Source organism: Candidatus Leptofilum sp. (assembly GCF_965223525.1).
In the GTDB taxonomy this organism is placed as follows: Bacteria; Chloroflexota; Anaerolineae; order Promineifilales; family Promineifilaceae; genus Leptofilum.
The window spans coordinates 2,107,041-2,122,086 of record NZ_OZ245005.1; the positions used below are offsets into that span (position 1 = coordinate 2,107,041).

At 51.7% G+C, this 15,046-nt stretch carries 15 protein-coding genes; 7 read left to right on the forward strand and 8 right to left on the reverse strand.

What is annotated here, in order from left to right; translation table 11 throughout:
• The first annotated feature begins 31 nt into the window (after positions 1-31).
• A complete protein-coding gene (locus ACOQPM_RS26045; protein WP_420631316.1) occupies positions 32-1,435 on the forward strand; it encodes a hypothetical protein in 1,404 nt (467 codons plus the stop codon).
• A 137-nt stretch (positions 1,436-1,572) separates the two neighbouring features.
• Here the strand turns inward: ACOQPM_RS26045 and nrfD are convergent, their stop codons facing one another.
• From nrfD to ACOQPM_RS26060, 3 genes are read right to left on the reverse strand one after another with little or no spacing between them, the layout of a single operon-like run.
• Positions 1,573-2,793 (reverse strand): NrfD/PsrC family molybdoenzyme membrane anchor subunit, encoded by a 1,221-nt coding sequence (nrfD, locus tag ACOQPM_RS26050; protein WP_420631317.1) that lies wholly within the window; start codon positions 2,791-2,793, stop codon positions 1,573-1,575.
• A gap of 1 nt (position 2,794) precedes the next feature.
• Positions 2,795-3,613 (reverse strand): sulfate reduction electron transfer complex DsrMKJOP subunit DsrO, encoded by an 819-nt coding sequence (dsrO, locus tag ACOQPM_RS26055; RefSeq protein WP_420631318.1) that lies wholly within the window; start codon positions 3,611-3,613, stop codon positions 2,795-2,797.
• Positions 3,610-4,602: a multiheme c-type cytochrome gene (locus tag ACOQPM_RS26060; protein ID WP_420631319.1), complete on the reverse strand. Its 993-nt coding sequence runs from the start codon at positions 4,600-4,602 to the stop codon at positions 3,610-3,612. The genes dsrO and ACOQPM_RS26060 overlap by 4 nt, the downstream gene beginning before the upstream one ends.
• Before the next feature lie 317 nt (positions 4,603-4,919).
• Here ACOQPM_RS26060 and ACOQPM_RS26065 point away from each other — a divergent pair, with 317 nt between their 5' ends.
• The 4 genes from ACOQPM_RS26065 to ACOQPM_RS26080 all read left to right on the forward strand — a co-directional run bounded on the left by ACOQPM_RS26065 (position 4,920) and on the right by ACOQPM_RS26080 (position 9,690).
• Positions 4,920-5,237: a hypothetical protein gene (locus ACOQPM_RS26065; protein WP_420631320.1), complete on the forward strand. Its 318-nt coding sequence runs from the start codon at positions 4,920-4,922 to the stop codon at positions 5,235-5,237.
• Positions 5,238-5,255: 18 nt separating this feature from the next.
• The gene (locus ACOQPM_RS26070) at positions 5,256-6,461 is read left to right on the forward strand and encodes a hypothetical protein (RefSeq protein ID WP_420631321.1); all 1,206 of its coding nucleotides are present in this window, start codon (positions 5,256-5,258) and stop codon (positions 6,459-6,461) included.
• 60 nt (positions 6,462-6,521) lie between these two features.
• Positions 6,522-8,342: a rhodanese-like domain-containing protein gene (locus tag ACOQPM_RS26075; RefSeq protein WP_420631322.1), complete on the forward strand. Its 1,821-nt coding sequence runs from the start codon at positions 6,522-6,524 to the stop codon at positions 8,340-8,342.
• 355 nt (positions 8,343-8,697) lie between these two features.
• Entirely contained in the window at positions 8,698-9,690 is a 993-nt protein-coding gene (locus ACOQPM_RS26080) for a LysR substrate-binding domain-containing protein (RefSeq protein ID WP_420631323.1), read from the forward strand.
• Here the strand turns inward: ACOQPM_RS26080 and ACOQPM_RS26085 are convergent, their stop codons facing one another.
• From ACOQPM_RS26085 to ACOQPM_RS26105, 5 genes are read right to left on the reverse strand one after another with little or no spacing between them, the layout of a single operon-like run.
• The gene (locus ACOQPM_RS26085; RefSeq protein WP_420631324.1) at positions 9,691-10,290 is read right to left on the reverse strand and encodes a hypothetical protein; all 600 of its coding nucleotides are present in this window, start codon (positions 10,288-10,290) and stop codon (positions 9,691-9,693) included. It abuts the gene before it with no gap.
• Entirely contained in the window at positions 10,287-10,760 is a 474-nt protein-coding gene (locus ACOQPM_RS26090) for a nitroreductase family deazaflavin-dependent oxidoreductase (protein ID WP_420631325.1), read from the reverse strand. The genes ACOQPM_RS26085 and ACOQPM_RS26090 overlap by 4 nt, the downstream gene beginning before the upstream one ends.
• Positions 10,761-10,783: 23 nt before the next feature.
• A complete protein-coding gene (locus ACOQPM_RS26095) occupies positions 10,784-11,782 on the reverse strand; it encodes an alpha/beta fold hydrolase (RefSeq protein WP_420631326.1) in 999 nt (332 codons plus the stop codon).
• Positions 11,779-12,306, reverse strand: a complete 528-nt coding sequence (locus ACOQPM_RS26100; RefSeq protein WP_420631327.1) for a DinB family protein — start codon at positions 12,304-12,306, stop codon at positions 11,779-11,781. The genes ACOQPM_RS26095 and ACOQPM_RS26100 overlap by 4 nt, the downstream gene beginning before the upstream one ends.
• Positions 12,303-12,887 (reverse strand): TetR/AcrR family transcriptional regulator, encoded by a 585-nt coding sequence (locus tag ACOQPM_RS26105; protein WP_420631328.1) that lies wholly within the window; start codon positions 12,885-12,887, stop codon positions 12,303-12,305. Before ACOQPM_RS26105 ends, ACOQPM_RS26100 begins: the two co-directional genes overlap by 4 nt.
• A gap of 145 nt (positions 12,888-13,032) precedes the next feature.
• Between ACOQPM_RS26105 and ACOQPM_RS26110 the strand changes: the two genes are divergently transcribed.
• Both ACOQPM_RS26110 and ACOQPM_RS26115 read left to right on the forward strand, forming a co-directional pair.
• Entirely contained in the window at positions 13,033-14,241 is a 1,209-nt protein-coding gene (locus ACOQPM_RS26110; protein WP_420631329.1) for a carboxypeptidase-like regulatory domain-containing protein, read from the forward strand.
• A 51-nt stretch (positions 14,242-14,292) separates the two neighbouring features.
• Positions 14,293-14,994: a response regulator transcription factor gene (locus ACOQPM_RS26115; RefSeq protein WP_420631330.1), complete on the forward strand. Its 702-nt coding sequence runs from the start codon at positions 14,293-14,295 to the stop codon at positions 14,992-14,994.
• Positions 14,995-15,046: the final 52 nt, after the last annotated feature.

A 15,046-nucleotide genomic window follows, 5' to 3' on the forward strand; every position in this document is an offset into this window, starting at 1 on the left:
AGTCGCCAATTTGGTGAGAGGAGATTGGGAAATGATTGCAAAAGAACGTCATATTCTGAATGAACATGCGCGTAATGTAAACCGTTGGCAAAAATTGTATCGTGATGAACCGGAAGAGCAGCCTGCTGACCGCCTCTTGGCAACTGTTCTTGCTGACTTTGCCGAGTTTGGGGAAGAGTACCTTGACTATTTCTTTAATCCAAGGGACGAGGAGATTGAGCAAGCATTAGCAACCAACAAGATAACCCGGCAGCGCCTGCAAGCCCGCGCTCTGAACGCCCTACAAGATTATTGGGACGTTGTAGGGCGCGTAGCCGAGCAGCGACAGGTTACCCATTACCGCGAGATTCTTGACGACGGAACGAGTCGAGCAAAGGATTTCCTTGAAAAATTGCCGTTTGAATTGCCTAATGTTCTCATCTGCTTTGACAATGTATGGAAGATTCGTCATGCGCCCTTCACAGATACGCCCTTCATTAGCACCCCTTACTTTTATGTGGCCGACGACGACCCCGCAGAGCGTGATTGGTACGCGATTCCGCATGAATTGGGCCACTATGTGTATTGGAATCTGGGCTTTCGTCAGGTGGATGGCGAACGGCAGTGGACGATTGGAAACCTGGCTGATGTTCGCCGCTTACAAGATGTCTTACAGAGTGACGTAACGGAGCTTCTGACTCAGAAGTTGCCTGATGACTTGACTCCAGAGCAAAAGGATTTGCTGCAAGCGTTGATTTTAGCCTGGTTAGAAGAGATATTTGCGGATGTTGTGGGTACACACTTGGGTGATGCTGGGTTTGCCGAATCTTTGCAAACCGTTATTTTGAATCGGGCTGGTACCTTCAAGGAACTTGCCGAGGATGACGGCAATCACCCTCCGTTGATCATTCGGCCGTTCATTCGAAATCGTATCTTAAACCCTGAGGCAGCAGAATTGACAGGTAATTGGCATGCGTTTTTTAAGGATAACTTTGGCCTTGACGACGTTGCCGCCCAGGTTTTGAAACTGGGTGAAAGGATTCCAGATGAAGAAGTTGAGGACCTGTCTGCTGATCTCATTCATCTTGAACTGACAGTTGCCCAAGTTAACCAGGCTGTATTGCCCGTCGTAGATTATTTACACCAGCAGCTTAAGACGGTTCTAAGCAACTATCCAGCAAATACAAATGATGGTTTAACGCGCTTTACCCGGCTCCGCTTATTGGCTCAGGAAAAACGAGAGGCAACGAAGAAAAAGATTCAGGCCGCTAAACAATCTGCTCGGGAAGCTGCATCAGAAGTTGTAGTTGATGTGAGAAACGAGGTAGAAGATGTTTACGAAACTTTATTGCAGCCACGTATTTTAGAGCGCGGGTACCAGCATACCCATAATCTTTACGGCTACCATCTTGGTATACGCAGATTGCATTTCTATGATTACACACATTACCATTGAGATTGGCAAGAAAGTAGGCAAGTAAACGCTTGCCTGCTTTCTTTGTTGGAGTGGTATCTCCTTCTAGCGGGGCAACGGCCGTTCCCACCCACACAGAACCAATCCCAAAAACAAAAAACGCACACCCCTCAATTGCTTCATGTCGCCTCCCGCTTGAACAGCGGCAAATACTTCGCGCCCAACGTAAATGCCAGAAACGCATACCCTAGCACGCCCACCGAAACCGCAATCTCTACCCAGGATGGCGTGTACGCTACTGCAATTGTGCGCCCCAGCACCCCTGGCGACCATTGGGGCGGCACCACTAGCCCAGACAGCGTCACGTTCCAACGGTTGATGATGACGCCAAATACCACCAGGAACAACGCCCCCATCAGCGGCCACTCCTGCCGCCGCATCCGCCGATTCAGCAAAATTGCCGCAGGCACCAAACCACACAAGAAAACCTCAATCCACCAAAACGACTGCGTGTAGGGCGTGGTGGCTTGCAGCCGGGTCAGCGCATCGGCCGTTCCGGGTGCTTGGCTGTAGTAAGAGGTTGCTGCCCAATCCCACAGCTTCAGGTATAGGTATGCCAGCAGCGTAAACGCCGCCAGCCGCGCCACATCCCGCCGCAAAAACTTGTTAATCAGCTCCCGATTGGTTAACTTGCTCACAATCATGGTGACCAGCAGCGTCGCCGCCACACCTCCGGCAATGGCTGACAAAATAAACATCACCGGCATGGATGGCTTATACCAAATGGCTCGCCCAGATAAAACACCGTAGGTAGCCCCCAACGATGATTGGTGCAGCATGGACAACGCCAGGCCCAGCACCGCCATCACGGGCGTGAGCTTATGCAGCTTGTGGCCAAAAGCACGCCACCGAGGACGGTTATCAAAGAGGCGGCTCTCGAACAAAATCGGCAGCACCTCGATCACCAGCACGGTGGAATACAAAATGACGCACAGCGTAATTTCCCACAGCACGGAATGCACATTCCAATACACCAGCGGATGCCAAAAGCGGTCTGGGCGACCAATGTCCATGGCTAGTGCCAGCATGGCGGAGGTGTAGCCCAAGAAGCCAACAAACACGGCGATTCTGGCCATTGGCTCAAACCGTTTGATGCGGAACAGGTAGACCACGGCCGAAAACGTAAACGCCCCCGCCCCCAGCGCAATCGCCGACAAATCATGCGTAATCCACAAGCCCCACGGCACCTGATCCGTCAGGTTGGTGACCTGCAAGCCGTGCCAAAGGGTTTGGTAGATGCCCCAGCCGCCTACGGCCAACATTGCTCCCAAGGAGACGAGCCAGATATGAAACGGCCGTATCCCACCCCGCTGCTTCTCAGGAATTTGTGTCACAGCCATCTCATGCCTCCTCACGTTCTGGGCGCACGTAATGCACCTTCGGCTCCGTACCAAAATCTTCCCGCAGCCGGAACGTCTCATGCTCATCCAGATATTTAGAAACTGGACTTTCTGGGTCTTTAATGTCACCAAAAATGCGCGCATTCACCGGGCAAATGTTCACGCAAGCAGGCGTCGCCTGCGGATCAACACCGGGCGTTAGCCCTTCGGCCATGCCCCGGTCAATGCGGTGGACGCAAAACGTGCATTTTTCTGCCACGCCCCGTTCCCGGCGTTCTACTTCGGCTACGCCCCAAGTGGGCTGGTACTGGTTTTCTGTCTCGATGGAGCCCCAGTTAAAGCGGCGCACGTCGTAAGGGCAGGCCACCTCGCAATAGCGACAGCCAATGCAGCGATCGTAATCCATGGCCACAATGCCATCTTCCCGCACCCAGGTGGCACCTACCGGGCAAACCTTTACGCAGGGGGCATCCTGGCAGTGCAGACACGGCCGTGTCATGTAAAAGTCGGTGCCGCCTTCCGTGCGCTCTGGGAAGCCAATGTTCCAGCGCATATTGTCTTCCGGCACGTCATTGGTCGCTTGGCAGGCCCAAATGCAATATTGGCAGCCGATGCACTGCGCCAAATCAATCACCATATGCCACTCATGGTCAGAGCTAGCATGGTGGGTCTCCCGTTCCAATCCTTCGATAGCCCCAGAGGATAAAGGCCCCGCCGTGACTGCCTGCGCGATAACGGCCGTTGCCCCCGTCGCCCCAATAATTTTCAGTGCATCCCGCCGACTAAGCAGCGGCGGTTTCGTATTATCGTTATTACTCATTGTTCATCACGCTCTTCGTGCTCGCGCCGCTGGCGAACGTTATTAGCTACAAACCAGGCGGTTGAACCGCCCAGCACTAGCCCCAACACACCCCCCTGAAACAGCAGCGCCAGATTTCGATTGGCCAATGCTGCTTCCAACGTTTGCAATTTTTGTTCTGGCGTTAGCTCATCTGCTTCTGCCTCACCAGCCGATGCCGTCAAAACGTCAATGAGTTCGCCCTCGGCAACTGCATCATGCGAGTAGTCGGGCAGGGCGGTGCCAGCATGAACTGTGTCGGTATGGCAAGCGACGCAAGTTTCGGAATTGATGGTGAATGAATGACCGGTGGGCACAACGCCATCGTCTGGCATCTCTTCTGGTGGAATCACCAACCCGTGACAATCCATACAGCCGATCCCTTCCTGAATGTGCAAATCTTCCAGATAGTTTTCGGCACTATCTTCGTGGCAGTTCAGGCACAGCGCGTCCGACTCTTCAAACAGTGGCTGTTGGCTATGCGGATCGTGGCAATCCATGCAGCCGATCTCTTCCGAGGCATGACCAGTCTGATGCCACTCGCCTAGCGAAGTCGTGTGGCAACTGCCGCAATATTCCGTGTCTGCCAGGATGGGCACTGGTTCTGGTGGATGCTCAGTGGTGGTCTCACCGTGGCAAGATTCACAGGCCACGCCCTCTTCATCAAATTCCCCCGTAGCGGGTTGGAAATTGGTGGTATGGCAAGCCAGACATTCCGCTGGCTCACCCAGGCCAACCCATTTTTCCTGAAAGACCTCATTGGCATACGCATTGGCGTGGGCACTCTCTTCCCAGTGGCTAGCCACATCCAAATGGCACTCCTGGCATTCCTGTGTGGGGATGATGGGCGCATCCGGCTCATCGTCCTGCGCCAGTGCAATTTGCATAGTAAAAAGCAAAACGGCCGTTCCCACCAAACCCCCCAGCAGTACCGACCAGCTTACTTTTAGACTCTTTAAAAACTGTTTCATAGTCGCCTCAATTCTCGGCAAGTTCCAAATTTTTACACCAAACAACTATTTGTGAAAATATTAACAATATAGGCATTCTAACACCGAAAAATAGCGATCTCAATAGGGTAGAGCCATAAAATAATTGGTTTTTGTTATGGATAGGTAGAAGCAAAAACAATAAGTAAAACCTTGAAAAACCATTGATTTCGCCCGCCCGTTGGCTATACTGTTAGTGAAAAAATTCACTAAAGAGTGGATGGTTGTTAGTGGTCAGTAGCTGGGAAAATCACATTTAACTAGCCACCAGCTTCTTGTTTGAATGTAAGGAGATCATTGTGGAACCGATGAAACATCCACAAAAAATAATAAGCTTTTGGGTGAGCCTGCTGCTGTTGCTGGGCGTGTGGGCATTAGCTGGCTGCCAATCGGCAGAGCCTGACGCTATAGAGGAGGCCGTGCAGGTGGCTGATGTGGAACCAGTGCTGGTAGAGGCGGCAACGGCCGTAACCCCCACCGAAGAGCCACTGACCGAACCCATCGAGGAGCCAGCGCCAGCCGATAACTGCCTGGATTGCCACACGAACAAAGACCTGCTCATCCAAACGGCCGACCCCGAAGAAGAGGTGATTAGCGAAAACGAAGGGGAAGGTTGAGGTGGCGAGGTGGCTCCGTTGGAGCCATGGGAGAAGGTTTTGGTAGACGGTGTGCTATTCCCCGAGGAAGTTCACGGACAGATAGCCTGTGCCGATTGCCACGCCGGACAAAACAGGCCCGACAAGTTTGAGGCGCACGTGGGACTCATCGAGAATCCCAGTGAAAATCCGGTGGAATCGTGCGGTGAATGCCACCCCGATGTGGTTGCCACCCACGATAATAATTTACATAACAATTTAGAAGGATATTGGACGGTACTGGATGCCCGCACCGTGCCGGAAGACCACGAAGCCATTGAGACGATGTTTGGCAACCATTGCAGCAGTTGCCATGCAACCTGTGGCGAGTGTCACGTCAGCCAGCCAAATTTGGTGGGTGGCGGTCTCATCGAAGGGCATCTGTTTAACGAAACACCCTCTATGACGCGCAACTGCACAGCGTGCCACGGCAGCCGGGTTGGGAATGAATATCTAGGCAAGCATGAAGATTTGCGGCCGGATGTACATTTTACGCAAGGGCGTATGTCTTGCGTAGATTGCCACTCTGGGCATCAGATGCACGGTGCGCCAGACGATTGCCAATCCTGCCATACCGGGCCAGAGGCGCAGCTAGCGATGTTGGAGGAGCCACCAAACCATAGGTACGACGGTGTGCAGACGCCGCGCTGCGAGACGTGCCATGCCACAGTGGCCATGCAGGGTGATGACATCGAAATGCACCAGGAGCACGGGGGCGACCTCTCTTGCCAAGTGTGTCACTCGGTTGCTTACACAAGCTGCGATGGCTGCCATGTGCAAATTAGTGAGACAACCGGCAATCCGTTTTTTGCCACAGATGATCATTACCTTACCTTCATGATCGGGAAGAATGCGTTGGAAAGTTACGATCGGCCGTATGAATACGTCACGCTGCGTCATGTGCCCATTGCTCATGATAGCTTTGCCTTCTATGGGGATGATTTGCTGAAAAATTACGATGCGTTACCCACCTGGGTGTACACCACGCCGCACAACATTCAGCGCACCACGCCCCAAACGGAATCTTGCGATGCGTGCCACGGTAATGCAGACCTGTTCTTAACCATTGACAAAGTTTATCCAGAAGAAGTGGAGGCGAATTTGCCCGTGATTGTGGACATAATTCCAGCACCAATTTCGGAAATTACAGCCACCACAACCATTACAACAACCACGGTGATTACCACAACAGGGGAATCGCCCTAGTTAAAAATTTTAGGCGGGAGCCAAATGACCACCCGCCAAATACTCAATGAGGAGTAAGAGATGAAGACTTACAAATATTTTGTGTTTTTACTGATTTTTGGTTTGATGATGGTTGCTTGCGGTGGTGACACTGCCACAGAAGAACCCGTTATTGAGCCAGATACCCCGGCTGTTGAGGTTGTCGAAGAAGAAGCCGAAGTAGCCGAAGATCCTGTAGAAGAAGTTGTTGAAGAAACGGTTGAAGAAGTTGTCGAAGCTGCGATTGAGCCAATTACGGCTGAGGAACTGGATGCTGCTTATGGGACTTTTGTAGCCTCGTTACAAGGCTATAATGCCTTGAAAGACTACAGTTTACTCAATGAACAATTAATTTCCGATTCCCCGCCATTCATCTTAGATGTACGTAACCCGGCAGAATTGGAAGAATTAGGCCATATCGAAGGGGCTGTCAATATTCCTCTAAAGGAACTCGTACAAAACCTGGATCTTTTGCCAAGTTTTGATACCCACATCGTTACCTATTGTAAAGCAGGCTGGCGTGCCGCTATTGCCATGACCACCTTAGGCGCGTTGGGATGGGAAAATGTGCAAGCTTTGCATTCCCCCAGCTACACTGGTTGGGTTGAGGAAGGGTATCCAACTGTTGAGGGATTAGCTCCTGAAGCAGAGGTCTTGAATGCCGCCAATCCAAATCCGGCAATGGTGCTTGCTTTGGATGAGGTTTTGAATAGCTACGCAGATAACTGGAATGGCATTGACTCAGATGGTTTGGCAACTGAGATTGTTGAAAACCCAGACCTTATCCTTATTGATGTTCGTACTCCAGGCGAGGTTGAAGCGGGCACAATTGATGCGCCTAATGTAGTTACAGTTGCCTTGGATGATTTCATTGGACTGCAAGAGAATTGGCCAGCAGATAAAGATGCACCCATCGTAACTTATTGCAAGGCTGGACATCGTTCTACCGTGGCGATGAACATTCTGAAATCTTATGGTTACACCAACGTACGCAGCCTGAAAGGTGGTTACACGGCATATTCTGCGGCCGGGTATGCCCTGGCTGGAGTACCTGAACCAACCTATGACATGGATGCGGCGTTCACCACTTTCCTGGACGATATGGAAGCGTACAACACCATCGGTCTGGATGCCTTAAATGTAGCTTTGGTTGAGGACCCACCACCATTCTTGTTGGACGTACGCGAAGTTGCTGAACTGGAAGAAAAAGGCCACATTGAAGGCGCTGTTAATATTCCACTACGTGAGCTGGCTGACAATATTCAATACCTGCCCAGCTTTGATACACCCATCGTAAGCTACTGCGGCAGCGGCTGGCGCTGCACTATTGCCCTAACGGTTCTGGAAGCCATGGGCTGGGAAGATGTTCGTTGCTTGAAGGGCGGCAGCTTTGGCGGTTGGGTAGAAGCTGGGTATCCAATTATTGATGGCGTTGCTGAAGAACCATTGTTGTTGGATGTAGCCAAGGTTGAGCCAGCAGCATTGGATGCAATGAAAACAGTTTTGCACAATGTTCCTGATGGGTTCGGCGGTATTTCTGTTGACGATTTCAACTTGGCATTGCTGGAAAATCCTGACCTGTTTGTTATTGATGTTCGTAGCACGGAAGAGCTGGAAGAGAAGGGCGTGATTGAGGCCGAGAATTGGGTACACATTCCGCTAGAAACCTTTGTTGCTATGCAAGACCAATGGCCAGCCGACCCGGATACGCCCATTGTGGTGTATTGTGGTTCTGGCCATCGCTCTACCATTGCCATGAGCATTTTGTGGGCGTATGGTTACTCAGACGTGCATAGTTTGAAAGGTGGTTTCGGCGGTTGGGTGGAAGCTGGATATCCGTCGGCCGAATTTGTAGCACCCTAACCAATATAAAGCTGTTTTTAATTGATGGCAAAAGTCCTTCGTGCATTGCGGGGGGCTTTTGTCATTTCCTACTTCTAGCATTGGCGTTGTTTTATGGTGGAGTGTGTCTTTTATAATGTTTGCCTATGACGTTTAGCACTATCGGTGGGGCACAGGTTGGGGCATACTGGTTGTGAAATAATGCACAAAGCGGGAGAAACGGCAGTTTCTCCCAATCCGCTTCAGTTTTCCCAGACTGGGGCTTTTGAAATTATAGAGAGAATCCAAACAGAATTTGGGCATTTTCTGGGGATTTTCTAACTGCTTGGTACAGTTTTGGAATTGACCAATTTGTGCCTGTCATTGCGAGGGTATCGTGTTAGATGCACATCAACTTAACGTATTTTTGACTGCGGCTAGAACCTTAAACTTTACTGCGGCCGCACGGCAGCTACATATGACGCAGCCAAGTGTGAGCCAACATATTCAGGCGTTGGAACAGCACTTTGATTTGCGGTTGTTTATTCGGTCTGGGCGGCATTTGCGGCTGACAGATGCAGGTGAGGCGTTGCTGCCGATGGCGCAAGAGATGGTGAGTATCTCGCAAAGCATAGATAATAAGATGGAGTCGTTGAAGGGGGATGTGTACGGCCGTCTCACTGTGGGATGCAGCACAACTGTTGGGAAATACGTTTTGCCATTTTTGCTAGCCAGTTTTATGCAGCAATACCCAAAAGTGGAGGCAAGTTGCTTTGTGACGCCGCGCAAAATTGCCGTGCAAATGTTGGTAGATGGCGAGGTGAATGTTGCTTTGGCCAGCAAGCAAGAACTGAATCCAAATTTGGAGTTTTGCAGGTTTATTACCGACAAGGTGAGTTTGATTGTGCCCCTGAATCATCCGTGGGCAGAGCGAGAGTGGGTTGAACCGAAAGAACTACTACAGGCGAACTTTATCTGGCGCGAGGAGGGGTCTGGTACGCGGTTTGTGGCCGAAGAGAAGCTGCGTGAGCATGGTATTGTCTTTGAACAGTTCAAAACGATCCTGACTTTAGGCAACTCGGAGGCAATTGCTTTGGCTGTGCAGGAAGGAATCGGCGTTGGCTTTGTGTCTCAGATGATTATTTCTAGGCTAGTCAAGGGCAAAGTTAAACCTGTGAAGGTACGCGATATGGATATTGAGCAGGAGATTTTTATTGGTCGAGATGCCAATCGCATGGGTACAACCGCCCAAACGGCGTTTTGGGAGTTTGTTACCGATCCGAATAATCCGGTTCTCACGCAGTTAATGCTAGCGTCTGATGAAAATGGTGATGATTTTACGTTGGCAAATGCCAAAATGAATGGCAAAATGCACGAAAGGGTTAGGTAATCACGGTTGTTCAGGCTGGAAGGGCGCCTCTGGCAGCAGATGGGCAACCAGCAGCTTAAGGAAAAAGAAGGGAATTAGCCAGCCCAAGCCGGGGCTGGGCAAGATGACACCGCTGTTGAGCAGCAGGATACCGCTGTACAGGAGCAGCGTCATCGGCCGTTTCAGATAGAGTGGCGTGCGTAGAATAACGGCCGTTCCCACCAACAAATAACCAAAATAAACGCCAAAGTAAAGCCAGTCGCCGCCGCGAAACAGCCAGGCAACGGCCGCCAGGTGAATGCCATGCACGGCCACAAAGCCGAAGTGGTGAATGAATTGCTGTCCGGCGCGGTGGTACCATCGTTTGGCGGTGGCCGTGGCGTTGGTGATGATGCCCCCCGACAAATCAAAGGCAAACAGCAGGAAAACAACCCATTGCAATGTAGACCATTTGAGTTCGGCGCGTTGGGTGATGTTGATGAGGGTGAGAACGGCCGTTAGACCTAACGCACCTAGTAGTTGTAACCATTGCTCTGCATCGGTGGCGCCTGGGCCAATGAATTTATCCCATGTGCCAGCCAGGCCGTCACGAGGTTTTGGGGGTGTCCAGGAAATTTTCATCGTGGCTCCAGGGCAATAAAGGGAATGGATTCACGCCCTAAGGTGCGATATTCTTCTTCGGTAGAGGCGGTGTAGCCGATGAACTTGACCAAGTTTTTGGCGGCAGTGGGATAGCGGCGGGCGTAATCTGCCATGGCTTCGCCTGATTGATCTGGAGTGAGGGGAACGGCCGTAACCGCCAATTTGCGCCAGCCAACCTGAATGTCCACTTTGGGCTGGGCCAAAATATTCAAATACCAGTCTGACTTTTTGCCAAAGCCGACGGCGATGAAGTGGGTATTTGTCTCCGGGTGATAGTTGACCATTTCTAGCACCGCCTGGCGTGGCTGGCCGCTTTTGCGCCCAATGTGGTTGAGGAGCAAAAATCGCTTGCCCAACAGACCGCCCAGCCCGATGCGATAAAAAAGCAGCGGTGCGCGGAAGAAAAATTTTTTGAGACCGGTAACTGGTTTGTGTTCTGTTTGTGTCATGAGATTTGGTACCTGTGTAAGCTCTAAACTTTTTGGTGTTGATTCAGGAACTGGATTAACTGATTTTTTGCGTCGTCCCATTCCGGGCTGAGCCAGATAAGATGTCCGCTGTGGGGCAGGGTGACGAGCTGGGCATCTGGCACAGCTTCAGCCACAAATTGAGCATTGTCGTAGGTAACATCCGCGTCTGCCCGGCCATGAATGATGAGCGTTGGCAACGGTATTTGTGCCAGAGGTAGTTGCAGTATGTTTGCCAACTGCGCCAGGTCGTTGTCTAAACCGGCTTTACGCAAGCTCATGGGGCCGGTGCTGCGAATGAGGGCTTTGTACCAAGCAATGCGCTCTGGATTGCGCTGCATGTAATTCAGATGATTGTTGATTTGCTCTAGCGGCAAATTGCTCTCGGTTTGGATCATCATTTTGGCGCTAGGCAGGGGGAAGCGGAGCGAGAATTGCTCAAAGAGCCAGGTGCCAATGTCCAGCAGCCAAAGGAAGCCATCGGTGAGGAACAGTTTGCCCAGGAGGGAATCGGCCGTTTCTGCATTTGGTTGGTATGGGAGCGATACCGCAGCCAGCATGACCAGCCCCCGCAAACGCTGCGGGTAGCGCAAGGCTAACTCCAGAGCAATTGGCCCACCTGCAGACACGCCGATGGTCACAACTTGCTCAATTCCTAAGGCATCTAGCAGAGCAATCATGGCGTCTGCTTGGGCGGAGATGGTTTGCCCCGCGCTGAGTGGAGTTCCCAAGTAGCCAGGGCGTGATGGGACGAGTACGCTGAAGCCTGCATCTACAAATTCGCGCATGGTTTCAATCTGGTCATAGCCACCGGGACCGCCGTGTGACACGAGCAGTACGGGACCTTCGCCTTGCCTGGCGTATTCGATGGGGCCAACGGCCGTTTCTACCACCGTTCCCTTTGTTTTTAGTTCTGCGGTGCGGGTCTGCCGCCAGCGCGTGAACTGCCAGCCAGCCCAGACCGTGCCAACCGCCAGCGTCGCAGCAATTAGCTTTTGTTTCATGATTTTCCTTCTTTGGCTGTCGTCATCGTCAGCGTGTTTTGGATGTCGGCGGCGTGGGAATCAAAATGGCGCTTGATGTAGCCAAACAGGTAAGCGACGGAGACGTCGCCTGCCAGCAATGGATCCCAATCTGGGTAACGAACGTCTGTTTGCAGGTCGGTTTCGTCGAGGCTGTGCAGGGTTTTCAGGATGCGCTGGTGGGCCTTGTCGTACTCATCGGCCAAAAATTGGCGGTTTAGGTTGCGGGCGCCGTACCGGGTGAGCCGCGCATTGAGCCAATGAAAGAGCCGTTCTGGGAATATTTTTGGCAGGAGTTTGAGCAGAAACGGCCGTCTTAAAATCAGCTTCACGTCGGCAACCATAAAGCGGGGGGCGATGCTCATGTGGTAAAGCAGCTCGCCAATGGTCCAGGCGGGGTTGCTGCTGGGTTGGCTAAATGCTTCATCCGGGACGCTGTCTAGCAATTGGTGGAATTGGTTTTGTGTGGCTTCAATTTCTGCCAGAAGCTGGGCTTTTGGGTTCATTTTGCTTGTAATCCTTGCAGCAGGTGCTGAACGGCCGTTTCTATATCTTGGCTTAAATCAATTAGCTCTGGTGAAACGGCCCAGACGAGCAGGGCACCTTCAAATAGCGCAATGAATGTTTTGGCAATAGCGTCACCGTCTACGTCACGGAATTCACCGTTGGCGATGCCTTGCTGCACCAGGCTGCTAATTTTTTGCTGGTAACTGTAAAAATGGGTTTGGAGCAGCGTTTTTAGCCCTTCTTCGCGGGCGGCCAAGGCGTAAAACTCCAGTGGGGAAGGGAACTGAGCGGCCAGGGTTTCTGTCTCTGTGCCGGACAGGGTGGCTAGCTGGGTGAATTTGGCAACGGCCGTTCCTTCACTGGCCAACACCGCATCTAGCAAGGCGAGCTGCCCCACAAAAAATTGATCAAACAGGGCGGTGATGAGCGCGTTTTTGCTTTTGAAGTGCCAATAAACGCCTCCTTTACTGAGGCCGCTGGCGCGCACGATGTCGTTCATGCTGGCTTTGGCAAACCCTTTTTCAGCAAAAACGGCCGTGGCTGTGGCTAAAATGTGTGCTTTGCTTTCGTGTTCAGTCATAAGTTTTCATCCAAGACCGACCAGTTGGTCGGTTTATGGGATATTAGCATGGAGGACGGCCGTTTGTCAAGCAAAATCGTTGCGATTTGTGGTACACTGAGCACAGCTTTTTCGTTTCAGTTGTCAGCTAAATGGAGGCAGTGCTGTGAAAACCACAATTTTTTCTTGGGCAAGATTATTTCTTCCGGTTTTATTGGCGACCATTTTAATCAGTGTTGTGTTTACGGCCGTAAGCAACCTCTCTGCTGCTCCCCCGGCTAAACCCAGCTTTCAACCGATAGGCGCTGGCACGTTCACTGTTACGGGAACTGTCACTTCTACAACCATGCCAATGGGCGTGCCTAACGTTCAGATTTTTGCCTTTAGTGGTGAGATTACGGGAGAAACGACAACAACGGCACAAGGCCTTTACACCCTTACGCTAACCAGCGGGATTTTCTACGATATTGTTTTTAACCCGCCTGGCGGCGCTGGCTTGGCATCTCAATTTGTTCGTGCTGTTGACGCGCCCCAAACCATCAACATGACGCTCCCGCCGGGATTCACTATTTCGGGCACGGTTTACGAGGATAGCAGCAAGACAGTTGGGGTGGAAAACACCGCCATCTATGCTTTTAACACGACTACGTTTTCTGGTTTTGGGCTGCCGCCCTCTACGGCCAATGGCAATTACCAAATCTCCCTGGAAGAAGGCAATTGGGACCTCACGTTTACACCGCCCCATTTTAGCGGTTTTGGGCCGACGCAAACCAATGTTACCTTGACCAGTAATATAATTTTGGACATCATCCTCCAGCCTGGTTTTACGGTTTATGGAACAATTAGCAATGCTTCTGCCGAACCAATCGCCAATGTAGAGATCTTTGCCAGGGACTTTTCTCAGCCCAACGGTTTTGGTTTTACGCCCAGCAATGGCAATGGCCACTATACAGGCACGCTTCCTAGCGGTAACTTTGACATTCTCTTTATCCCCCCTCCTTTTCAGGGTTTGGGCGTCACTGTTATCACGGATGTAGCAGGTCCTCCTGACCTGATGCGCGATCTGACTTTGTCGGCTGGGTTTACTCTTTCGGGGACTGTTCTTTCAGAGAACTGCACCGAACCAATCGCCAACGCCTTCATTTCGGCCACACCCCATACGCCAGGTTTAATTGGTCAATTTGACAATGTAGGGAAGTTTTCTGGTGCAGACGGCCGTTATGCGTTGCCCCTCCCGCCCGGTAGCTACACCATCACAATCGAGGCTCCTTCAGGATTGATGTTGCCACCGACAATTTATGCAATTGACCTTTCAGAGGATACATACGTCCCGTTTTCATTTTGCAAGCTGTATTTGCCAACCGTCTTTAAATAGAGAGGCTGTTGTGGCCTGTGCCTGGTACCACTAGGGTGTTATGATTGTGTTATGCAGGGATCACACACAATTTTGCTCATTGAGGATGATACGGCCGTTGCCACCAGCCTAAAAGAAGCACTTGAAGCAGAGGGATACGCCGTTACCTGGACGAAATTAGGGCGCGAGGGGCTTCGTATAGCCAGCGAGGCGCAGCCCCATCTCATCATTTTGGACGTGCGCCTGCCCGATGGCTCTGGCTTTGATTTTTGCCGCCAGCTACGCCAGCAAAAGCTGCGCCAACCGATCCTAATGTTAACGGCCCAGCAGGAAGAGATGGATAAGGTGCTGGGGCTAGAAATGGGGGCGGATGATTACGTCACGAAGCCGTTTGGCGTGCGCGAACTGCTTTCCCGCTTGCGGGCTTTGCTCCGCCGTGCCTACGGTGAACTGGCCGCCACGACCAACGCCAACCAGCTTTTTGTGGCCGATTTGGTGATTGATCTGGATCGCAGCCTTGTATTGCGCGGGGAGGCTCAGCTTGAACTCACGCCAACGGAGTTCCGTCTGTTTGTTTACCTGGCACGGCATGCGGGCCAGGCGCTAACGCGGGCGCAGATTTTGCAGGGGGCCTGGGGGTATGATACGGCCGTAGAAGATGCGCGCACCGTCAACGTCCACATCCGCCGCCTGCGTGAAAAAGTAGAGTTAACCCCCAGTCAGCCCACGCTCATCCTCACCGTTCCCGGTGTAGGTTACCGCCTTTCAAATTAAAGAAATGAATAAAAATTGAAGAAAGGTGCAAAATTGTGTAAACTCTTCAATA